Here is a 21,922-nt window from a genome sequence, read left to right on the forward strand (position 1 = left end):
ATGAAATGTCGCGAGCTTCATCGCCGTGCCGCCGGCGCCCGGTTCAGGCGCCGAAGGTCCGCTGCCACCAGCCACGGCGCGGACCATCGCCTTCGTCGGCGCCATCGCCGGACGGTTCGGCAGCGTCCGCGGCCCGCTCCTCGGCCGATCTGGCATCCGTTTTCTTGCGGCGAGTCCGCTTCGGCCTTTCCGCCGGCGCGTCCGCCCCGGCATCGTTGGCCGCCGCCGGAGACGCTTCAGGCGCGTCCTGGGCATCGGCGCCCTTCTCGGCCGGCTCGGCATCCGCCTTCTTGCGGCGCGGCCGCTTCGGCTTTTCCGCCGGCGCGTCCGCCGCGACGGCGGGTTCGGGCGCCGACGCGGCCTCGGCGGGCTCGACCGCTTCGGTCACATCCACGGCTTCGTCGCGCTTGCGCGCACGGGGGCGGCGGCGGCTCTTGCGCGCCGGTGCTTCGTCCTCGGGGGCCGGCTCGGCATCCGCCGGCGCTTCGGCGTCCTGCGGGACCCTTTCGGCGTCGTCCTCGACCTCGCCCTCGGCGCGCTCGCGGCGGCGACCGCCCCGGCGACCGCGACGGCGGCGGCGGCGGCGGCCGTCGCCGCGCTCCTCGTCCTCGCCCTCGGCGCGCTCGCGGCGGCGTAGCGCGGCCCCTTCCCGTGTTTCCTCCTCTTCCTCTTCGATCTCCTCGTCATCGGCGACGATCTCGTCATCCTCGTCCTCGACGATCGGCGCGACCGGCGCGGCGCGCGGGCGCTCGGCCGGCGGCGGGCCGACCGATTCGACCGCCATGCGGGCGCCTTCGAACGCCTCCTCGATGATCACCTCGATCGCGACGCCGTAGCGCGCCTCGACCTCGCCGATCTCGGCGCGCTTCTTGTTGAGCAGATAGATCGCCGCTTCACGCCCGGCGCGCAGCACGATCCGGCTGCCCCGGCCCCGCGCGGCCTCGTCCTCCAGCATGCGCAGCGCCGACAGGCCCGCCGACGCGGCGGTGCGCATCAGCCCGGTGCCCTCGCAATGCGGGCAGGCGCGGGTCGAGGCTTCCAGCACGCCGGTGCGCAGCCGCTGGCGGCTCATCTCCATCAACCCGAACGAGCTGATCCGGCCGACCTGGATGCGGGCGCGGTCGTTCTTGAGCGCCTCCTTCATCGCCTTTTCGACCTTCCGGATATGGCCGTTCGATTCCATGTCGATGAAATCGATCACGACCAGGCCGGCCATGTCGCGCAGGCGCAGCTGGCGCGCGATCTCGTGCGCCGCCTCGATATTGGTCGAAAAAGCGGTCTGCTCGATATTGTGCTCGCGGGTCGATCGGCCCGAGTTGATGTCGATCGACACCAAAGCCTCGGTCGGATTGATGACGATATAACCGCCCGACTTCAACTGCACGAGCGGCTGGTACATCGCCGAAAGCTGGTCCTCGACGCCGTGCCGCTGGAAGAGCGGAACCGGATCGACATATTGCTTCACCCGCCGGACATGGCTGGGCATGAGCAGCTTCATGAAGCTGCGCGCGTCCTTGTAGCCGTCATCGCCCTCGACGATCACCTCGTCGATCTCGCGATTGTAGACGTCGCGGATCGCCCGCTTGATGAGATCGCTGTCCTGATGGACGAGCGATGGCGCGGAGGATTTGAGCGTGTTCTCGCGGATCTCGTCCCACAGGCGGGCGAGATAGTCGAAATCGCGTTTGATCTCGACCTTGGTGCGCTGGAGCCCGGCCGTCCGCACGATCAGGCCCATGCTGACCGGCAAGGCGAGGTCCGCCATGATCTGCTTGAGACGCTTGCGGTCGGAGCCGTTGGAAATCTTCCGGCTGATCCCGCCGCCATGCGACGTGTTGGGCATCAGCACGCAATAGCGGCCGGCGAGGGAAAGATAGGTGGTCAGCGCCGCGCCCTTGTTGCCGCGCTCCTCCTTCACGACCTGGACGAGCAGCACCTGCCGGCGGCGGATCACATCCTGGATCTTGTAGCGGCGGCGCAGATTCTGGCGCTTGCGGCGCAGATTCTCGGCGGCGCTCTCCTCGGAGCCGTTCTCGGCTTCCTCGGCCGGCGCGGGTGCGATCTCCTCGCCCTCCGCCTCGGCTTCCGCTTCCTCGTCGCTGTCGGCGGTCACCGTCTCCGCCTCGATCGGCTCGATATCGGCCTCGACGACCTCGGCCTCCTCGCGGTCGAACTCGGCGGCGCGCAGCCGCGCCTCCTCCTCGGCATGCTCCGCTTCCTCGCGCAGCAGCGCCTCGCGATCCTCTTTCGGGATCTGATAATAATCCGGGTGGATTTCGCTGAACGCCAGGAAGCCGTGGCGGTTGCCGCCATAATCGACGAATGCCGCCTGCAGCGACGGTTCGACGCGGGTTACCTTGGCGAGATAGATATTCCCCTTGAGCTGCTTGTGCTCGGCGGATTCGAAATCAAATTCCTCGATCCGGTTCCCTTTGATCACGGCCACCCGGGTCTCCTCCTGGTGGCGCGCGTCGATCAGCATGCGCATGGTCATTGATGTCACTCCACGCACGCGCCGCTGCCCTGAGGGCTGCGCGGCCCGCGCGCTCGAATATGGACGGCCGCGCGGGCCTGAAGAGCCGCGCGTCATATGTCCGGGTTGAAAGATAAGGTGTCGCGTCCGCCGCCTGCGGCAGGCCGGTCACAAGCGCCGGCCGGCGCAGCCCGCCAAGCACGCCGTCGCCCGAAGGGCGGCGCGTCGACTTGGGGGAGAAATACCACATTCGGCGTCAACCTGATTGGCCGGCGCGATGCCGGCAAAAGATCATATCCCACCGCCAAGGCGCGGATTCCCGCCTGTTTCGGTGCGATGACAGGCTGCTAGCACCGCCCGGGGCGAGCGGCAACCGCCGCGGGCCTTTTTTGCTGGACCGGTGTGGCGGCGAGACGGCAAGACAGGGCATGACATGGTTGCTGATGGTCGCCGCCGCGATCCTGCCCTTTCTCGGTGCGGACGAAAGCGGGACGGTGCAAGGCGTGACGATCCCGCTCGCGCCGCCTTCCGCCGATGCGCACGGCGCGCTGCCGCCGGTCACACGGGCGCGCGGCGAGGATCCGCCGCTTGTGGTGATCGATCCCGGCCATGGCGGGCGCGACGGCGGCGCTTCCTCCCCCTACAGCTCGATGCCGGAGAAGGACGTGACGCTGGCGCTGGCCCGCGCGATTCGCAACGCGCTGGCACGCACTGCCCGCGTCCGCGTCGCTTTGACCCGCGACGACGATACCTATCTCGTGCTGGAGGAACGCTACGAGATCGCCCGGCGGCTTGGGGCGGACCTCTTCATCTCGATCCATGCCGATGCCGCACCGTCCAATGACCAGGCGCATGGCGCGACCATCTACACCCTGTCCGAAGTCGCCTCGGACCGGGAGGCCGCCTTGCTCGCCCGGCGCGAAAATGCGGCGGGCCTGCTGCCGGCACAGATGAACCCCGACCCGAACGTGAACCTGATCCTGATCGACCTCGCCCAGCGCGAGAGCATGGACCGGTCGGCCGAGTTCGCGCGCCTGCTCTATCGCGAGGCGGGCACGACCTTCCCGTTCCGCCCCAACTGGCACCGCTTCGCCGCCTTCGTCGTGCTGAAGGCGCCCGACATTCCCTCGATCCTGTTCGAATCGGGCTATCTCACCAACGAGCGCGACGCCGCCTATCTCCAGTCCGAGCAGGGGCGCGGCCAGATCGCCGACGGCATGCGCCGCGCGATCGAGGCGCATTTCGCCCGGAGGTTTCTGGGTGCGGCGGGCTGAGCCCGCACCGGCTTCACGCTGCCCGGCCATTCGGCTAGACCGGCCGCGATGAGTGCCGATCAAGCCAGCGAGCGTATCGTCCTGAACCGCGGATCCGGGCGCTTCGACGCGCTTCGCGCTGCCGTCCGCGCCGCCTGGCGCAAGCGCTGGGTGAAGGCGGCGGCGATTCTCGCCGCCCTGCCGATCCTTGCCTATTTCATCCTGTGGCTGCTGTTCGCGCGCGGCCTGCCCTCGCCCGAATCGCTGCTCGTCTACGAGCCGGACCTGCCATCCTACGTCCGTGACGTGAACGGCGAGCCGGTGCAGACTTTCGCGCGCGAGCGGCGCGTCCAGCTCGCCTACAGCGAGTTCCCGCCGCAGCTCATCAACGCTTTCCTCGCCGCCGAAGACCGCACCTTCTTCAGCCATGGCGGGCTCGATTATCCCGGCGTGGTCGGCGCGATCTGGGACTATATCAGCAAGAGCGGCACCGGCGAACGGGCGCGCGGCGGATCGACCATCACCCAGCAGGTCGCCAAGATCTTCTTCGTCGGCGACGAATATTCGGTGACGCGCAAGATCCGCGAGGCCTTCCTCGCCCGGCGGATCGAGGCGACGCTGACCAAGCAGCAGATTCTGGAGCTCTATCTCAACCAGATCTTCCTGGGCCGGAACGCCTATGGCGTGCAGGCCGCGGCGCGCGCCTATTTCGGCAAGGACGTGGGCGATCTCACCGTCGCCGAATCCGCGATGCTTGCCGCCTTGCCGCGCAGCCCCAGCAATTACGATCCGGTGCGCCGGCCGGAACGCGCGTTGGGCCGGCGCAACTGGGTGCTGAGCGAGATGCTCCGCAACAATTTCATCACCCGCGCCGAGCATGACGCGGCGCGCGCCCAGCCGATCGCGACGGTGCGGGGCGTGCAGGACAATGTCCGCAATGTCGGCGGCTATTTCATGGAGGAGGTCCGCCGCGACCTCATCAACCGCTTCGGCGAGAATGCGGAAGCCGGGGCGAACAGCGTCTATGCCGGCGGCCTGTGGGTGCGCACCTCCTACGATCCCGCGATGCAGCAGGCGGCCGAGACCGCGCTGCGCGACGGGCTGATGCGCTACGAGCGCGGGCGCGGCTGGCGCGATCCCGGACTCAGCGTCGACATGTCGCGCGACTGGCGCTCGCAGCTTGCCGTCGCGCCGTTCGGCGCCGGCTACGACAATTGGCGCATCGCCGTGGTGATCTCGAAGGAGGGCGGCAGCGCGACCATCGGCTTCACCGACGGCTCGACCGGGACGATGCCCGCGTCGCTGGCCTCGATGCCGCGCCGGGGCTCCGGCGAGCCGGCCTTCGCGGCCTTGCGGCCCGGCGCGATCATCGCGGTCGAGCAGGAAGCAGGCGGCTGGGCGCTGCGCTCTATCCCGGAGATTTCCGGCGCGATCGTCGTCGAGGAAGTCGGCACGGGCCGCATCCGCGCGATGCAAGGCGGCTTCGATTCCCGCCTGTCGGATTTCAACCGCGCCACCCAGGCGCAGCGCCAGCCCGGCTCCTCGTTCAAGCCGGTCGTCTATGCTGCTGCGCTGGACGGCGGCATGACGCCGGCGACGATGATCGTCGACGGTCCGTTCTGCGTGAACCAGGGCCGGCCGGGCCAATATTGCTTCCGCAATTTCTCCGGCGGCTATGCCGGGCCGCAGACGATGCGCTGGGGGCTGGAGCAATCGCGCAACCTGATGACGGTCCATGCCGCCAATCAGGTCGGCATGGACCGGGTGATCCGCATGGCCCGCCAGCTCGGCGTCGGCGATTATTCGCGCACGCCCTATCTGCCGATCTCGCTCGGCGCCGGCGACACGACCGCCATGGCGCTCACCAACGCCTATGCGATCATGGCCAATCAGGGCCGCGCCGTGGAGCCGACCCTGATCGATTATGTCCAGGACCGGCGCGGCCGGGTGATCTGGCGCGCCGACACCCGGCCCTGCGAAGGCTGCAACGCGCCCGACTGGGACGGCCGGCCGATGCCGCGTCCGCCGCTGCGTACCCGCCAGGTGATGGACCCGATGACCGCCTATCAGGTCGTCCACATGCTGGAAGGTGTCGTCCAGCGCGGCACTGCGACCATCCTGCGCGACCTCAATCGCCCGCTGTTCGGCAAGACCGGCACGACCACCGGGCCGACCAATGTCTGGTTCGTCGGCGGCTCGCAGCAGATCGTCGCCGGCGTCTATATGGGCTTCGACCGGCCGCGGTCGATGGGCGGCTATGCTCAGGGCGGCACGCTCGCCGCGCCGATCTTCCGCCAGTTCGCGAGGGAAGCATTCGAAGGCATGCCCGTCCTCCCCTTCCGCGCGCCGCAGGGCATCCGCATGGTGCCGATCGACCGGCGCACCGGCCGGCGCGCCTTCGGCCTGTGGCCGGGCACCGATCCGCGCGCGGCGGTGATCTGGGAGGCGTTCAAGCCGGAGAGCGAGCCCCGCCGCACCGCGACCCGCGAGGAGATCACCGCGCCAACCGAGACGCGGCGGGCATCCAATGGCGGCGAACGGCGCGACAGCGATTTCTTGCAAAGCCAGGGCGGCATCTACTAGGTCGCAACCGACAGGTTGCGGCCGTGTCCCGGCGAAGGCCGGGATCCCGCGACAAGGGACTCCTGGACCCCGGCCTTCGCCGGGGAACAGTCAAAAAGGACTTATTGATGCGCGCCGAAGCGCAAGCCTCGATCGATCAGATCAATGCCGCCCTCGACCTGCTCCGCCGTTTCCTCGACTGGGACCGCGCGCTGAAGCGGCTCGGCGAGCTCAACGCGCGCGTCGAGGATCCGACCCTGTGGGACGATGCCAAGGCCGCGCAGGAGGTGATGCGTGAGCGCCGCCGGCTGGACGAGGCGATCGGCGCGACCCGCGCGATCGAGAAGGAGCTGGCCGACACCGCCGAACTGATGGAGATGGCCGAGGCGGAAGGCGACGAAAGCCTGGTCGACGATGCGGTGAAATCGCTCGCCGAGCTGGCCGAGCGCGCCGAGCGCGACAAGGTCGCCGCCCTGCTGGCCGGCGAGGCGGACGGCAACGACACCTATGTCGAGGTCAATGCCGGCGCCGGCGGCACCGAGAGCCAGGACTGGGCGGAGATGCTGCAGCGCATGTACACGCGCTGGGCCGAGCGGCACGGCATGAAGGTCGAGATCATCGATTATCATGCCGGCGAGCAGGCGGGGATCAAGTCCGCCACCCTGCTCATCAAGGGCGAGAACGCCTATGGCTATGCCAAGACCGAAAGCGGCGTGCACCGGCTCGTCCGCATCAGCCCCTACGATTCCAACGCGCGCCGCCACACCAGCTTTTCGAGCGTGTGGGTCTATCCGGTGGTCGACGACGACATCGACATCGAGGTGAATGACGGCGATCTCAAGATCGACACCTATCGCGCGTCCGGCGCGGGCGGGCAGCACGTCAACACCACCGACAGCGCGGTGCGGATCACGCACCTGCCCACCGGCATCATCGTCGCCTGCCAGAACCAGCGCAGCCAGCACAAGAACCGCGCCGAGGCGATGAAGCAGCTGAAGGCGCGCCTCTACGAGGCCGAATTGCAGAAGCGCGAGGCCGAGGCGATGGCCCAGCATGCCGCCAAGAGCGACATCGGCTGGGGCCATCAGATCCGCTCCTACGTCCTCCAGCCCTATCAGCTCGTGAAGGACCTGCGCACCGGCATGACCTCCACCGCCCCGTCCGACGTGCTCGACGGCGATCTCGACCGGTTCATGGCCGCGGCCCTGTCGCAGCGCGTGACCGGCGAGAAGGTGGACGTGGAGGACGTGGACTGATGCGCGCGGCGGTCGCTGCCCTGCTCGCGCTGGCGCTGCTCGGCGGCTGCCGCGAGCAGGAGGCGCAGAACGCCGCCTTCCCCGCGCCGCAGCGCCCGGTCGCGCCGATCACCTCGTCCGAATATCGCGACGAGGACGCCCGCGACAGCGTCGGCGAGTTCGAGACGGTGATGCGCCTTGCCGAGATCGGCGAGGGTATGTCGGTCGCCGATATCGGCGCCGGCCAGGGCTATTACACCGTCCGCCTGTCGCCGATCGTCGGTCCGCAGGGCCGGGTGCTGGCCGAGGACATCGTGCCGGAGACGATCCGCGCGCTCGCCCAGCGCGTGCAGAACGAGCGGCTCGACAATGTCGCGATCAAGCTGGGCGAGGCCAACGATCCGCAGCTTCCCGACCGGTCGTTCGATCGGATCCTGATGATCCACATGTATCACGAGATCGCCAGCCCCAGCGAGTTCCTTTGGCACCTGCGTGACGATCTCACACAGGGCGGCAAGATCATCGTCGTCGATGCCGACCGGACGACCGACCGTCACGGCACCCCGCCGCGCCTGCTGGTCTGCGAGTTCAGCGCGCTCGGCTACGAGCTGCGCCGCTTCGAGCGGCTGAGCGACAGCGAATCCTATTTCGCCTCGTTCGAACCGCGCGGCCCGCGCCCCGAGCCGGGTACGATCCGTCCCTGCGCGCTCTGAGCTAGAGCAACCCCAAAGCGCGGAAGCTGCGGCAGTCGCCGGCGGCGAAGATGAGGTGATCGTGCAGGCGGATGTCGAGCCGCTCCCCCGCCTCGGCCAGCCGGCGGGTGGCCGCGATGTCGGCCGGGCTGGGGCTGGGATCGCCGCTCGGGTGATTGTGCGCGATCACCAGCCCCGCCGCGTCCCGCGCCAAAGCGGCGGCGATGATGTCGCGCACCGGCAGCGCCATCGAATCCGCGCCGCGCGCCACCTCCTCGTCCAGCGCCAGCAGGCGCCGCCCGGCATCGAGATGCGCCACCGCCAGCTTCTCGCCCCGCGCGTCGGCGAAAAGCGGGCGCAGCAGATCGGCGGCGGCGCGGGCGGTGTCCACGATCATCGCCGCCTTCTGCCATCGCCGGCGCGTGCGATGGCGCACGAAAGACTCCGTTTCGGACGCCATTTTGGATTGGAAACGCCGCGCCGGACGGGCCATAGCATGGCCATGCGCGCCTATCTCGATCTCCTGAGCCTGATCCTCGACGAAGGCGTCGAACAGCAGGACCGCACCGGCACGGGCACCCGTTCGGTGTTCGGCCACCAGATGCGCTTCGATCTGTCGAAGGGCTTCCCGCTGCTCACCACCAAGAAACTGCACCTGCGCTCGATCATCGTCGAATTGCTCTGGTTCCTGCGCGGCGACACCAATGTGCGCTGGCTGCAGGACCGCCGTGTGAGCATCTGGGACGAATGGGCGGACGAAAGCGGCGAGCTCGGACCCGTTTACGGCAAGCAATGGCGGCATTGGGAAACGGCCGACGGGCGCGAGATCGACCAGATCGCGGGCCTGATCGACCTCATCAAGCGCGATCCCGCCTCGCGCCGCCAGATCGTCACTGCCTGGAATCCCGGCGATCTGCACCGGATGGCGCTGGCCCCCTGCCACTGCCTGTTCCAGACTCAGGTGGCCGGCGGCAAGCTCCACCTCCAGCTCTACCAGCGCAGCGCCGACGTCTTCCTCGGCGTCCCCTTCAACATCGCCAGCTATGCGCTGCTGACCCACATGCTCGCCCAGCAATGCTCCCTGGAGCCCGGCACCTTCGTGTGGACCGGCGGCGATTGCCACCTCTACGCCAACCATCTCGACCAGGCCCGCGAGCAGCTCGCCCGCGACCCGCGCCCGCTCCCCCGCCTCCACATCCTGCGCCAGCCGGACGCGATCGACGCCTACGAATATGAGGATTTCGAGATCGTGGATTACGATCCTCATCCACATATCAAGGCGGAGGTGGCGGTTTGACCCGACCGCAGATCACCCTCGTCGTCGCCCGCGCCGACAATGGGGTGATCGGGCGGGACGGCGGCCTACCCTGGCATCTGCCGGCGGACCTCAGGCGCTTCAAGCGGCTCACCATGGGCAATCCGATGATCATGGGCCGCCGCACCTTCGAAAGCCTGCCCGGCCTGCTTCCCGGCCGCCGCCATATCGTGCTGACCCGGGCCGCGGACTGGCGGCCGACAGGCGCCGAGATCGCACGCACGCCGGAGGAGGCACTTGCCCTGGCCGGCGGCGGCAAGGTTTCGGTCATCGGCGGGGCCGAAATCTTCGCCCTGTTCGCGCCGCGCGCCGATGCGGTGGAGCTGACCGAAGTGCATGGCGAGATCGCCGGCGACACGATCCTCCCGCCCTTCGATCCCGCAATCTGGCATGAAGTATCGCGCGAGGATCACCCGGCGCAAGGCGATGTCCCGGCGCACAGCTTCGTCCGGCTCGAACGCACGCGCTAGGCAGGGCGCGCGGCGCTTCCTATAGAAACGCCATGGAGCGCCTTGACGGGGGCTCGGCGGTCCCGGCCCCTTTGCGCGGCGGCATCGTCGCGCTCGGCAATTTCGACGGGTTTCACACGGGCCACCAAGCGGTGGTGGGCCGCGCCGTCGCGCGCGCCCGGGCCGAAGGGCGCCCGGCCTTGGTCGCGACCTTCGATCCGCATCCGGCGCGCTTCTTCAAGCCCGACCTGCCGCCTTTCCGCCTCACCACGCTCGACCAGCGCGAGCGGCTGTTCGCCGAAGCCGGGGCGGACGCGATGCTGGTCTTCCGGTTCGACGCCGATCTCGCGTCCGTCACCGCCGCCGATTTCGTCGCCGATCATCTCGCCAGCCGGATCGGCGCGGCGGGCGTCGTCACCGGCGAGGATTTCACCTTCGGCAAGGGCCGGGGCGGCGATGTCGATGTGCTGAAGCTGCTCGGCCAGGCGCAGCGCCTGTCGGTCGACGCGGTGGCACCGGTCTCTGACGAGGACGCGCCCGTCTCCTCCAGCCGCATCCGCGATGCGTTGGCGGCGGGCGATTGCGCCACCGCGACGCGCCTGCTCACCCGCCCGTTCGCGATCGAAGGCGTTGTGGAGCATGGCGACAAGCGCGGACGGGAGCTGGGTTTTCCGACCGCCAATGTCGGTCTCGGCAATTATCTGCGCCCGCGCTTCGGAATCTATGCGGTGCGCGGGCGGCTGCCGGAGGGACGGACAGTGGACGGCGTCGCCAATCTCGGCATCCGGCCGATGTTCGAGTCCGCAAAGGAACTGCTCGAGCCCTGGTTCTTCGATTTCGACGGCGATCTTTACGGCGCGACCATCGAGGTCGAGCTGATCGCCCATCTGCGCGACGAAGCCGCCTTCGACGGGCTCGACGCGCTGAAGGCCCAGATCCGCCGCGATGCGGCGGCGGCGAAGGCCGCGCTTGCCGCCGCCCCGCCCCTCGCCTAAGTCCGCCCGCAATGTCCGACAAACCCGATTACAGAGACACCGTCTTCCTGCCGAAGACGGACTTCCCGATGAAGGCCGGCCTCGCGCAGAAGGAGCCGGCCATCCTCGCGCGCTGGGAGGAGCAGAAGCTCTACGAACAGCTCCGCGCGGCGCGCAGGGACCGCAAGCGCTTCATCCTCCACGACGGCCCGCCCTACGCCAATGGCGACATCCATATGGGCCATGCGATGAACAAGATCCTGAAGGACATCATCGTCCGTTCGGCGACCCTGCGCGGCTTCGATGCGCCCTACATCCCCGGCTGGGACTGCCACGGCCTGCCGATCGAATGGAAGATCGAGGAGCAGTACCGCAAGAAGAAGCTCGACAAGGACGCGGTACCCAAGCCGCAATTCCGCGCCGAATGCCGCGCCTATGCGGACCGGTGGGTCGGCGTCCAGATGGCACAGTTCCAGCGCCTCGGCGTGATGGGCGAGTGGGACGATCCCTATCTCACCATGAAGTTCGAGGCGGAGGCGGCGATCGTCGCCGAGCTCTTGAAATTCGCCGAAAGCGGCCAGCTCTATCGCGGCGCCAAGCCGGTCATGTGGAGCCCGGTCGAGAAGACCGCCCTGGCCGAGGCCGAGGTGGAATATGAGGATATCGTCTCGACCCAGATCGACGTGGCGTTCGAGATCGTCGAAAGCCCGATCCCGGCGCTGGTCGGCGCCCATGCGGTGGTGTGGACGACGACGCCGTGGACGATCCCGGTCAACCAGGCTTTGGCTTATGGGCCGGAGATCGATTATCGTTTGGTCGAGTGGGCAGACAAAAAGCTTCTGATCGCTGACTCATTGGTTACGGCTGCATGGTATCGGTTCCGGGGTTCGAAAACGATCACAACCGTATCGGATGAGTCCGGGCCATACTTGGAAGTCGTGGAATACAATGACTCGGACCCGTTACCTCTCGGCCTAAAGATCAAAGGCTCCGACCTCGCCGGCACTATCGCCCGCCACCCGATGCACCATCTCGGCGGCTTCTTTGCCAGGCCCCGCCCCTTCCTGCCCGGCGAGTTCGTCACCACCGACACCGGCACCGGCCTCGTCCACATGGCGCCGGATCATGGCGAGGACGATTTCGAGCTGTGCAAGGCGCACGGCATCGATCCGGTCTTCGCGGTCGCGGACGACGGCAAGTATCGCGAGGACTGGGAATGGCTCGGCGGCTTGGGGTCCGTGATCAACGCGAAGTTCAACGCGCCGGACGGCCCGATCTGCTCGGACCTGCGCGAGGCCGGCGCCCTGCTCGCCGCCAGCGCGGATTACCAGCACAGCTATCCGCACAGCTGGCGCTCCAAGGCCAAGGTGATCTTCCGCTGCACGCCCCAGTGGTTCATCCCGATGGACAAAAACCCCTCTCCCCTTGCGGGAGAGGGACAGGCACGCGCAGCGGGCCAGGGTGAGGGAATGGCGGATGCCGCTCCCCCTCACCCCAACCCCTCTCCCGCAAGGGGAGAGGGGCTTAGGGCCACCGCCCTCGCCGCGATCGACGAGACGCGCTGGGTGCCGGAGAAATCGAAGAACCGCATCAAGTCGATGGTCGAAGGCCGCCCGGACTGGGTGATCTCCCGTCAGCGCGCCTGGGGCGTGCCGATCGCGCTCTATGTGGACCGCAAGACCGGCGCGTACCTCAACGATCCCGCCGTCAACGCCCGCATCGTCGCGGCCTTCCGCGCGGGCGGAGCCGACGCCTGGTTCGCGGCGGACCATCAGGCCCTGCTCGGCAACAGCTATCGCCTGGAGGATTACGAGCCGCAGCAGGACATCCTCGACGTCTGGTTCGATAGCGGCTCGACCCACGCTTATGTGATCGAGGCCCGCTACGGCGAGGGCGTCCGCGCCGATCTCTATCTCGAAGGCTCCGACCAGCATCGCGGCTGGTTCCAGTCCTCTCTGCTGGAATCGAGCGGCACGCGCGGCCGGGCGCCTTATGAGGGCGTGCTGACCCATGGTTTCGCGCTCGACCAGAACGGGCGCAAGATGTCGAAGAGCCTCGGCAATGTCGTCGATCCGCTCGCCATCATCCGCGACAACGGCGCGGACATATTGCGCCTCTGGGTCGCCTCGACCGACTATTTCGAGGATGTGCGGATCGGCAAGGAGGTGCTGGCCGGCACGTCCGACGCCTATCGCAAGCTCAGGAACACCTTCCGCTACCTGCTCGGCGCGCTCGACGGGTTCACCGAGGAAGAGCGCGTCGCGGACGTGGCGGCGATGCCGGAGCTGGAGCGCTGGGTGCTCCACCGCCTCGCCGCGCTCGACGCGGAGCTGCGCGAGGCGGCCGAGGGCTATGAGTTCAACCGCTACACGCGCGCGCTCATGGCCTTCGCCAATGACGATCTTTCCGCCTTCTTCTTCGATATCCGCAAGGACAGCCTCTATTGCGACGCGCCGGCCAGCCCCAAGCGCCGCGCCTATCGCACCGTCCTCGACCACATCTTCCACGCCCTCGTCCGCTGGGCGAGCCCGATCCTGTGCTTCACGGCGGAGGAGGTGTGGGGCACGCGCTATCCGGCGGCGGGAAGCGTGCATTTGCTGGACTGGCCGGAGGTGGAGGCCGGGTGGCGAGATGATGAGCTTGGCACGAAGTGGTCGCTAATCCATCGGGTTCGTTCGATAATCACGTTCAACCTCGAACGGCAGCGTAGAGATAAGGAAATTGGCTCCAGTCTGGAAGCAGCCCCTACCGTTCGCTGCTACAATCAAGCTGAGCACGCCGCAATTTCCAGTCTTGGAGAGGATGGATTTGCTGAGGTTTGCATTACTTCAGGTTCGACAATCCTGCCGTTCGTACCCGGTGCCGAGGAGGACGGGATTCATGTAAAAACGACGAGGGCATCTGGAAACAAATGCGGCCGCTGCTGGCGGCATCTGCCCGAAGTGACGGAAGACGGCGATCTCTGCGGTCGCTGCGACGAGGTGGTGAATGGCTGAAACCGAAACGCCCGCCGCCGAGCCGGCCCCGGCGCCTGTCGCGCCGCCCGCCGCACCGGACGACTGGAAACTGAAGCGCAACCGCTCGGTCGCCTTCGTCATCGCCTTCCTGGTCTTCGTCTTCGATCAGGCGGTGAAGTGGGTCGTCATCCATCCGCTGAACCTGCGGAACCAGCCCGACGGCGTGATCGGCCTTGTCTCCTTCTTCGATCTGCGCTGGGTGGAGAACCGGGGCGTCTCGCTCGGCCTCTTCTCGGCCGGGACGGACGGCGGACGCTGGCTGCTGGTCGCGCTCACCGCCGCGATCGCGATCTTCGTCGCCGTCTGGATGTGGAAGGAGAAGCGCCGCGACGATTCGGCGGCGCTCGCCCTCGTGCTCGGCGGCGCGCTGGGGAATATCCTGGATCGGGCACGCTTCGGCTATGTCGTCGACTATGCCGATCTGCATTTCGGCGAATGGCGGCCTTTTTTGGTCTTCAATGTCGCCGACGCCGCGATTACCATCGGTGTGCTGCTTTTGCTTGTCCGCGCGCTCCTGATGCGCGATGGCAAGGACAAGAAGAAGGAATCGTAAAGCCATGCGTCTCGCTCATCTCGTCCTGGCCGGCGGCGTCGCCGCGATGCTCGCCGGTTGCGCCGGCGGCGGTCCGTTCAACCGTAACCGCCCCGACGAATTCGCGGTGGCGCGCAATCCGCAGCTCGTCGTCCCGCCCGAATTCGCGCTGACCCCACCCCGTCCGGGCGAGGCCGATCAGGGGGCCGATCCGCGCGCCCAGGCGCTCCAGGCGCTGTTCGGCGGACCGCAGCCGCGCAGCGCGGTGGAGAACAATCTGCTCCAGCAGGCCGGCGTCGATCGTGCCGCGCTCGGCGCCCGCTCGGTCGCCGGCGATCCGCGGACCGCCGTGGTCAATCGCGGCGCGCTGGTCCAGACCATGCTCCAGCTGCCGCAGGGCGATGGCCAGGAAGCGGCGGTCAGCACCCCTCAATAAGCGGCGACTAGAACCGCAGCGACAGCGAGGCGACCAGTCCCGCATCCTGCCCGCGCGTCGCGGGCAGATCCGTATCCACATAGCTGAGGCCGATTTCGGCGGCGGGCAGGCCCAGCACGCTGAGCTGGTGCCGGACGCCCAGCGTCCAGTTCCAGTAGCTGCCGAACGCACCCCAGTCCTGCCGCCCGGCCTGCGCGGTGAAGCGCCACGGGCGGAAGGGCACGCTCACGTCCACCTGTCCGAACAGATAGAGCATGTCCTCGCCGCCCGTCCCATCCTGCGCGGGCGCATATTTGGCGCCGCCGGTGAGCTGGGCCGGGCCGATCAGCCAGGACAGCGACGCATAAGGCTCGACATGGTCGGTCGCCCCCTCGCCCCCGGCGAAGGCGTAGTAAAGCAGCCCCGCGTCGAGATCGAAGCCGCCGCCAAGGTCGGCGCGCCAGCCCGCATAGAGATCGAGCTGGACGTCGCCCAGATCGCCGAAACCCGGATCGCGGGCGCGGAACGGATCGGTCCCCTTCAGGGTGGTACCGCGCGCGCCGGCATACAAGCCGCGGTCGTGGGCGAGGGTGAAAGAGACCTGCGCCGCCGGATCCTCGTCCGACCGGGAAATGCCCCGAAAGCGATAATCGGTGACGACCAGGGCCTCCCCGGACAGGGCGAAACCGCCCGTCGATCCGGTCGGTTCCGCCTCCTGCGCGAAGGTGGGCACGGCGCCAAAAAAAAGGGCGGCGAAGGTGTAGGCGCGAAACATGACGAAAGTGCAGGTGCCTCAGCCGTGCTTCCCGCGCAATGGGCGTTAGGGCTTCGTTAGCGGTGCGCGGGTAGCCTGCCGGGTTATGACGCATCAGGCGCCTCTTCCTCCGGCCTCGCCCGGCGCCGGCCCCGGCGGCCAGGTCGCGCAGCTGCGCGAGGCGTTGCGGCTCGTCGAGCAGCTCGCCGATCGCCCGCCCTCGGGCGGGCAGGACGAAGCGCTCGACGAAGCGGCACGACTCAGCGCCGCTTATGACCGCGCCGCGCCCGTCGCCCGCCGCCGCTTCGACGCGCTGGCGGCGGAAACCTCGATCTGGGCGGCCGCCGGTGTGGAGGCGCTGCTCGCCGCCAATGACGCGGCCGAACCGCCCCGCCGCGCCGCAGGTCGCCTCGCCGAGGCGATCGAGGAAGCGCTGGGCGACCTGTCCGAATTGCTGGACTGAGGCTCAGCCCAGTCGCGCCAGACCCGCGGCGAGATCGGCGATCAGGTCGTCGGGATGCTCCAGCCCGATATGGAGCCGCACGATCGGCCCGGCCCAGTTGCGCGCGGACGCGGTCCGTTTCGGCGCAGCCGGGCAGACCAGGCTTTCATAGCCGCCCCAGCTATAGCCGATGCCGAACAGCTCCAGCCCGTCGATCAGCCGCGTCGCACCCGCCGCGTCGCCGCCGTCCAGCACGAAGGCGAACAGCCCGGTCGCGCCCTTGAAATCGCGCGCCCAATATTCGTGACCCGGACAATCCGGCAACGCCGGATGCAGCACCTGCGCGACCTGCGGCTGATCCTTCAGCCAGCGCGCGACCTTCAGTGCATTCTCCTCGTGCCGCCGCAGCCGCACGTCGAGCGTGCGCAGGCCGCGCAGCGCCAGCCAGGCATCGTCCGGGCTGGCCGCCTGCCCGAGCGCGCGGCTGCTCTTTGCCAGCCGGTCCGCGTAAGCCTCGCTTACCGTCACCGAGCCCAGCATCAGATCGGCATGGCCGCCGATATATTTGGTGCAGGCGAGGATGGAGACGTCCACGCCCGCCGCGATCGCCGGGAAGAAGAGCGGCGTCGCCCAGGTATTGTCGATGAGCGTGACGAGTCCGCGTTCCTTCGCCACCGCGCAGATCGCCGGCACGTTTTGCACCTCGAAGGTCAGCGAGCCCGGGCTTTCCAGGAAGATCGCCTTGGTCTTCTCGCCGATCAGGCCGGCGATATCGGCGCCGATCAGCGGATCGTAGTAGCGCGTCGTCACCCCGAAGCGCTTGAGCAGCGTGTCGCACAAATTCCGCGTCGGCCCATAGGCGCTGTCGACCATCAGCAGCTCGTCGCCCGCCTCCAGCACCGCGAGCAGCGCCGCCGCCACCGCTGCCGCGCCGGACGGATAAAGCTGGGTCGCCGCCGCGCCCGGCTCCAGCTCCGTCAGCGCCTCGCGCAGGGCCCAGGTCGTCGGCGTGCCGCTGCGGCCATATTGCAGCGTGCCGACGCGCGGCGGCTCAGCCGCCTGCATCTCCGCCACGCTGTCGAACAGGGTGGTGGAGGCGCGCCATACCGGCGGATTGACGATGCCGCCCTTCCCGCCCTCCAGATGCGTCCATTCCCGGCGGCGTCCCGCCTCGATCAGGCGCGTCTCGGGCCTGTGCTCGTCGTTCATGCCGCGCCTTTCGCCTTGGGGGTGTCGCGATCCGCCCCCCATTCCGACCAGCTTCCGTCATAGAGCGCCACGTCGCTCTTGCCGAGCAGCTGCGCGCCCAGCAGCAGCACGGCGGCGGTGACGCCGGAACCGCAGGTCGTCACCATCGGCTTGGTGAGGTCCACGCCCGCCGCGTCGAAAGCCGCCCGCAGCTCCGCGCCGCGCTTCATGCTGTTGTCGGCGTTGAACAGGCTGCCCTGCGGCAGGCTCCGCGACCCCGGAATATGGCCGGGCGTCACGCCGGGACGCGGTTCGATCCCCTCGCCCGCGAAGCGCGCCGCCGAACGGGCATCGACGATGACATGGCTCTCGACGCCGACGAGTCCCAGCACGTCCGCCTTGTCCTTGACTAGTGCCGCGTCGAGCACGGGCGTGAAATGGCCGCGCCGCGCTTCCGTCACGCCGGCCTCCACCGGCCGCCCCTCGGCCGTCCATTTCTGGAAACCCCCGTCCAGCACCGCGACATGGCGCGCGCCGAACGCTCTCAGCATCCACCAGGCCCGCGCGGCGCTGTGCAGCGGCGAATTGTCATAGACGACGATCCGGTCCCCATCGCCCAGCCCCAGCGCGCGCGCGCGGCTGGCGAAGAGATGCGCCGGGGGCAGCATGTGCGGCAGCGGGCTGTCCGGATCGGCGATCGCGTCGATGTCGAAGAACATCGCGCCGGGAATGTGCGCCGCTTCATATTCAGCCCGCGCGTCGCGCCCCGAACCGGGCAGGAAGAAGCTCGCGTCGAGCACGCGCAGGTCGGGCGCGCCCGATTCGGCCGCCAGCCGGTCGGTCGAGACGAGCGGGCCCATCGATTCAGCGCGCCCGGATGAAGGCCCGGATGTCGCGCGACAATTGCGCCCGGTCCTGCTCGCGGACGTACATCATGTGGCCGGATTCATAATAGGCGAACTGGATGCGGTCCTGCGGAATGCCGGTACGCGACAGCGCATATTCGGCGGCGTAGAAGGGCGTGGCGAAATCGTAATAGCCCTGACCGACGAAGACTCGCAGGCCGCTATTCTCCCGCATCGCGCGCCCGATATAGGGCGTGACGTTGAGATAGACGTCGTTGTCGCGGCCGCCGCCGATCCGCCAGTCCCAGGGCTGGACCGAGCCGATCGTCACATAGGAGCGGTCGGTGCGGTAGCCGAGAAACTCGCGGGCATGCTGGTTGATCGCCGCCGTATAGCCGGCATCGATGCCGAAGAAACTGGGGTCGTTGTCGGGCCGTTCGCCGGCATTGTCATAGTCGCGCCCGGTATAGCGACTGTCGAGCCGCCCGACGGTCAGTCCCCGGTCGCGCAGCAATTCCTTGTAGAAGCGCGATGGCAGGATGCGCAGGTCGGCATTTTCGATGAAGGTTTCGGAAAGGCCGGTGAAGCGCGCCAGCTCGCGACGCACCGACGCACGCTCCTCGGCGCCCAGCGCCTGGCCCTGGAGCAGGGCATGGGCATAGGGGCCCCGCGCAAAGCGCCGCGCTTCCTCGACGAAGGATGCGACCGAGCTCGCCTGCGCCTTGCCGTGATAGAGCGCCGTGGCAGCCATGGTCGGCAGGTTGAGGATGTGCGTGACCTCGTTGCCCGGCGTGTCCGCCCCCGCGCCGAAATCGAGGATGGTGGAGATGAGCAGCAGGCCGTTCAGCGACACGTCGTTATACGCGCCCTCGAGTTGGTTCACGACGGCGGCGGTGCGGGTCGTGCCATAGCTTTCGCCGCCCAGATATTTGGGCGAGTTCCAGCGGCCATTGTCGTTCAGCCACAGCCGGATGAACTGGGCGACCGACTGGGCATCGCGGGTGACGCCCCAGAAGTCCTGCGGGTTGGTGTCGCCCAGCGCGTGGGAGAAGCCGGTGCCGACCGGATCGATGAAGACCAGATCGGTGACGTCGAGCAGGCTGTGGGGATTGTCGACGATCGGATAAGGCGGCGCGCCGTCGTCGCTCCCATCCGAGGGAATCGCGACGTAGCGCGGGCCGAACGCGCCCATGTGCAGCCAGACCGAGCCGGAGCCGGGCCCGCCGTTGAACAGGAAGGTGACGGGCCGATTGGGATCGCGCGGCTCGCGGACATAGGAGGTGGAGAAGATCGCGGCGCGCGGCGTCCCGTCCTCGGCGCGCAGGAAGGTTTCGCCCGCCGTCGCGACATAGCTGATCCGCTGGCCGCCGAACGTGCCGGTGTGGCGCGTGACCGAGACATTGGGCTCGCGGTCGGCGGGCGGCCCCTTGGTCGCGGCGCGCGCTTCGCCCGAAGGCTGGGCGGCGACAGTGCCGGCGAGGCCGCCGGACAGGGCGAGGGCGGCGAGGATGGCGAAGCTGCGCTTGTTCAAAAGTCTCTCCCTGTTTTCGTCGGATCAGCGAGCCGGAATCCGGCCGGCCGGCCGCTTCATGTAGAATTCGCCGTAATAGGCTGCGGCGAAGGCTGCCGCCGGGGTCGCGACGATCGCGCCGATCAGCCCGAAGGCGAGCGCGAAGGCGAGCGTGAAGAAGATGATCAGCACCGGATGGACCTGCATCGTCGCGCCGCGAATCTTGGGCGCCACCACGCTACCGAGGATCTCGTTGCTGACCACGTAGAAGACCGCGATCCACACTGCCGTCATCGGCCCCTGGCCCAGCGCCAGCACGACCGGCGGGAAGGCCATCACATAGCCGCCGATGCGCGGTATGAAATCGGCGAAGAAGGCGAGCGCCGCCCAGACCAGCGCGCCGGGCACCTCCATCCAGGTGAGGAAGATCAGCACCGCGATCGCCTGCAGCGCGCCGACCACGAAGCTCGCCCGCGCCCAGCCGACCACCGAGCGCGCCGCGCGGCGATAGGCGCGCACGCCCGCCGCGCGATGCTCGACCGGCAGGCTGCCGATATAGGCTTTCACGATCGGCTCCGGGTCCAGCACGATATAGGCGATGGTGCTGAGGAAGATGATCGTCACCGCGATGCCGCCGACCAGCGAGAGCGAGAAGGTGCCGACGCCGGAGAAGATATTGAGCGCCGTGGGCACCAGATTGGCGCCGCTGCCGTCCAGCCGCGCGAAGCCCTGCAGGTCGGGATAATTGGCGAGCAGTCCGGCGATCTCGCGCTCAACCTCGCGGATCAGACCGGGCAGCCCGTTCACCAGCAGCACGACCTGCTCGACCAGGCGGGGAATGACCAGCCAACCCAGCAGCACCAGCGACCCGAAGAAGAGCAGCAGCACCAGCGGCGCGGCGAAATGGCGCGACATGCCCCGCCGCACGAACCAGTCGACCGGCGCGGCGAGCGCGATCGCGACCACGGCGGCGAAGAAGAGCAGCAGGATCGCCATCGCGATCTTGGCGAGGAACCACAGGACGACGACCGCCGCCGCGCCCGCCACCACCAGCCCCACCGCCGAGACGGCGGGGCGCTGCGCTATCGGTTCCGGCGGCGCTTTGGGCATGGCGATGGCTTAGGGTCCGCACTCGATATCCGCAATGGTCGTGATCGTCCCTCCGGCCGGGAAGATTTCGCCCCCGCCTGTCCCGATCGGGCACAGCCGGGACAAGGCGCTTGCCCCGGCGACTGAGGCGGCGTGAAAGTTGGCCGCATGACCAGCGCGCTGACGAGTCGGAATCTGTGGATCGCGGTGAAGCTCGCCATGTTCGCGGTGGGCGCCGCGCTCCTGTTCCAGTCCGCGCCGCAGCTCGTCTCCGCCACAAATCCCGCACCGCAGGCTGTCCCCGCACCGGCGCCGGCGCAGCATGTCCACACCGCGTCCGCAGAGACGCCCGCCGGCACGCCGCGCCTCACCGGCATCGACGTCCGGCAGGAGCTGGACGTGCCGCACTGGCTCGGTCCCGGCGAATATGTCTGGGCGGGGGAGACCGCGCCGGCCGAAGGCGAGACGATCGTCGTCGTCAACCTGCGCGCCCGGGTCCTCTCCGTGTATCGCGCCGGGGTCGAAATCGGCCGCTCCAGCCTGATCTACGGCGCCGACAACAAGCCGACGCCGACGGGCAGCTTCCCGATCCTGCAGAAGCGTGCCGATCACTGGTCCAACCTCTACGACGCGCCGATGCCGCATATGCTGCGCCTCACCTGGGACGGCGTCGCCGTCCACGGCTCGCCCGCGCTGGCCGACGACATGGCGACGCGCGGCTGCGTCGGCCTGCCGCGCGATTTCGCCCGGCTGCTGTTCGATGTCGTGAACGTGGGCGACCGCGTGGTGATCTGGGACGGCGAAACCGCGCTCGACGTGTCGCAGGCCTGATCCGGCGCGGGCCCGCTTGACAGTTTTCCGGCCTCTCTCCACATCCCGCGCATGACCAACGAACCGATGCTCTGCCCGCTCGATCGCACCCCGCTCACCATGTCGGAGCGGCAGGGGATCGAGATCGATTATTGCCCCACCTGCCGCGGCGTCTGGCTGGACCGGGGCGAGCTCGACAAGATCATCGAGCGCAGCAACGCGTCCCTCGCCCCGCCGCCGCGCCAGCCCGAGCCGCGCCACGGCCGCGACCCGTATCGCGACGACGACCGCCGCTATCCGAAGCGCCGCAAGTCCTTCCTCGAAGAGCTGTTCGACTAGGGTGCGTTTGGCACCGCGACGCTCTACA

Annotated in this window: 20 protein-coding genes; 13 read left to right on the forward strand and 7 right to left on the reverse strand. The window is 68.5% G+C overall.

The window, feature by feature from the left end:
- Positions 1–43: 43 nt before the first annotated feature.
- On the reverse strand, positions 44–2,494 hold the full coding sequence (locus tag KF780_00210) for a ribonuclease E/G (protein ID MBX3560212.1): 2,451 nt from the start codon (positions 2,492–2,494) through the stop codon (positions 44–46).
- A 407-nt stretch (positions 2,495–2,901) separates the two neighbouring features.
- Between KF780_00210 and KF780_00215 the strand changes: the two genes are divergently transcribed.
- From KF780_00215 to KF780_00230, 4 genes are all read left to right on the forward strand, one after another.
- Positions 2,902–3,747 carry an N-acetylmuramoyl-L-alanine amidase gene (locus tag KF780_00215; GenBank protein MBX3560213.1) on the forward strand — a complete coding sequence of 282 codons (846 nt, stop codon included), beginning with the start codon at positions 2,902–2,904 and terminating at the stop codon, positions 3,745–3,747.
- 48 nt (positions 3,748–3,795) lie between these two features.
- Positions 3,796–6,309, forward strand: coding sequence for a PBP1A family penicillin-binding protein (locus KF780_00220; GenBank protein MBX3560214.1), 2,514 nt, complete (start codon positions 3,796–3,798; stop codon positions 6,307–6,309).
- Between the two features lie 107 nt (positions 6,310–6,416).
- Positions 6,417–7,544 (forward strand): peptide chain release factor 2, encoded by a 1,128-nt coding sequence (prfB, locus tag KF780_00225; GenBank protein ID MBX3560215.1) that lies wholly within the window; start codon positions 6,417–6,419, stop codon positions 7,542–7,544.
- The gene (locus KF780_00230) at positions 7,544–8,236 is read left to right on the forward strand and encodes a methyltransferase domain-containing protein (GenBank protein MBX3560216.1); all 693 of its coding nucleotides are present in this window, start codon (positions 7,544–7,546) and stop codon (positions 8,234–8,236) included. The genes prfB and KF780_00230 overlap by 1 nt, the downstream gene beginning before the upstream one ends.
- Position 8,237: 1 nt before the next feature.
- Here KF780_00230 and KF780_00235 read toward each other — a convergent pair whose 3' ends face one another.
- A complete protein-coding gene (locus tag KF780_00235) occupies positions 8,238–8,612 on the reverse strand; it encodes a DNA repair protein (protein MBX3560217.1) in 375 nt (124 codons plus the stop codon).
- A gap of 105 nt (positions 8,613–8,717) precedes the next feature.
- Here KF780_00235 and KF780_00240 point away from each other — a divergent pair, with 105 nt between their 5' ends.
- Genes KF780_00240 through KF780_00265 form a run of 6 tightly spaced genes read left to right on the forward strand, consistent with a single transcriptional unit; the run spans position 8,718 to position 14,938 of the window.
- On the forward strand, positions 8,718–9,512 hold the full coding sequence (locus KF780_00240) for a thymidylate synthase (GenBank protein MBX3560218.1): 795 nt from the start codon (positions 8,718–8,720) through the stop codon (positions 9,510–9,512).
- Positions 9,509–10,000, forward strand: coding sequence for a dihydrofolate reductase (locus KF780_00245; GenBank protein ID MBX3560219.1), 492 nt, complete (start codon positions 9,509–9,511; stop codon positions 9,998–10,000). Before KF780_00240 ends, KF780_00245 begins: the two co-directional genes overlap by 4 nt.
- 32 nt (positions 10,001–10,032) lie before the next feature.
- Positions 10,033–10,974, forward strand: a complete 942-nt coding sequence (locus tag KF780_00250) for a bifunctional riboflavin kinase/FAD synthetase (protein MBX3560220.1) — start codon at positions 10,033–10,035, stop codon at positions 10,972–10,974.
- Positions 10,975–10,985: 11 nt separating this feature from the next.
- Complete coding sequence (gene ileS, locus KF780_00255) at positions 10,986–13,949, forward strand: isoleucine--tRNA ligase (protein ID MBX3560221.1); 2,964 nt, start codon at positions 10,986–10,988, stop codon at positions 13,947–13,949.
- Entirely contained in the window at positions 13,942–14,523 is a 582-nt protein-coding gene (gene lspA / locus KF780_00260) for a signal peptidase II (GenBank protein MBX3560222.1), read from the forward strand. The genes ileS and lspA overlap by 8 nt, the downstream gene beginning before the upstream one ends.
- Before the next feature lie 4 nt (positions 14,524–14,527).
- Positions 14,528–14,938, forward strand: a complete 411-nt coding sequence (locus tag KF780_00265) for a DUF3035 domain-containing protein (protein ID MBX3560223.1) — start codon at positions 14,528–14,530, stop codon at positions 14,936–14,938.
- 7 nt (positions 14,939–14,945) lie between these two features.
- Here KF780_00265 and KF780_00270 read toward each other — a convergent pair whose 3' ends face one another.
- A complete protein-coding gene (locus KF780_00270; GenBank protein MBX3560224.1) occupies positions 14,946–15,692 on the reverse strand; it encodes a TorF family putative porin in 747 nt (248 codons plus the stop codon).
- An 85-nt stretch (positions 15,693–15,777) separates the two neighbouring features.
- Here KF780_00270 and KF780_00275 point away from each other — a divergent pair, with 85 nt between their 5' ends.
- On the forward strand, positions 15,778–16,134 hold the full coding sequence (locus KF780_00275) for a hypothetical protein (protein MBX3560225.1): 357 nt from the start codon (positions 15,778–15,780) through the stop codon (positions 16,132–16,134).
- Between the two features lie 3 nt (positions 16,135–16,137).
- On the opposite strand, the gene metC is transcribed toward KF780_00275, so the two are convergent.
- The 4 genes from metC to KF780_00295 are packed head-to-tail and all read right to left on the reverse strand — an operon-like array spanning position 16,138 to position 20,766.
- Positions 16,138–17,364 (reverse strand): cystathionine beta-lyase, encoded by a 1,227-nt coding sequence (gene metC, locus KF780_00280; GenBank protein ID MBX3560226.1) that lies wholly within the window; start codon positions 17,362–17,364, stop codon positions 16,138–16,140.
- Positions 17,319–18,161, reverse strand: a complete 843-nt coding sequence (gene sseA / locus KF780_00285; GenBank protein ID MBX3560227.1) for a 3-mercaptopyruvate sulfurtransferase — start codon at positions 18,159–18,161, stop codon at positions 17,319–17,321. The genes metC and sseA overlap by 46 nt, the downstream gene beginning before the upstream one ends.
- A gap of 4 nt (positions 18,162–18,165) precedes the next feature.
- Complete coding sequence (locus tag KF780_00290; protein ID MBX3560228.1) at positions 18,166–19,656, reverse strand: peptidase S10; 1,491 nt, start codon at positions 19,654–19,656, stop codon at positions 18,166–18,168.
- 45 nt (positions 19,657–19,701) lie between these two features.
- Positions 19,702–20,766, reverse strand: coding sequence for an AI-2E family transporter (locus KF780_00295; protein ID MBX3560229.1), 1,065 nt, complete (start codon positions 20,764–20,766; stop codon positions 19,702–19,704).
- A 198-nt stretch (positions 20,767–20,964) separates the two neighbouring features.
- On the opposite strand from KF780_00295, the gene KF780_00300 reads away from it, so the two are divergent.
- Positions 20,965–21,576: a L,D-transpeptidase family protein gene (locus tag KF780_00300; protein MBX3560230.1), complete on the forward strand. Its 612-nt coding sequence runs from the start codon at positions 20,965–20,967 to the stop codon at positions 21,574–21,576.
- 51 nt (positions 21,577–21,627) lie between these two features.
- Positions 21,628–21,894, forward strand: coding sequence for a zf-TFIIB domain-containing protein (locus KF780_00305; protein MBX3560231.1), 267 nt, complete (start codon positions 21,628–21,630; stop codon positions 21,892–21,894).
- Positions 21,895–21,922 lie beyond the last annotated feature (28 nt).

The sequence above is a fragment of the Sphingomonas sp. genome, from assembly GCA_019635535.1.
Taxonomy (GTDB): Bacteria; Pseudomonadota; Alphaproteobacteria; order Sphingomonadales; family Sphingomonadaceae; genus Allosphingosinicella.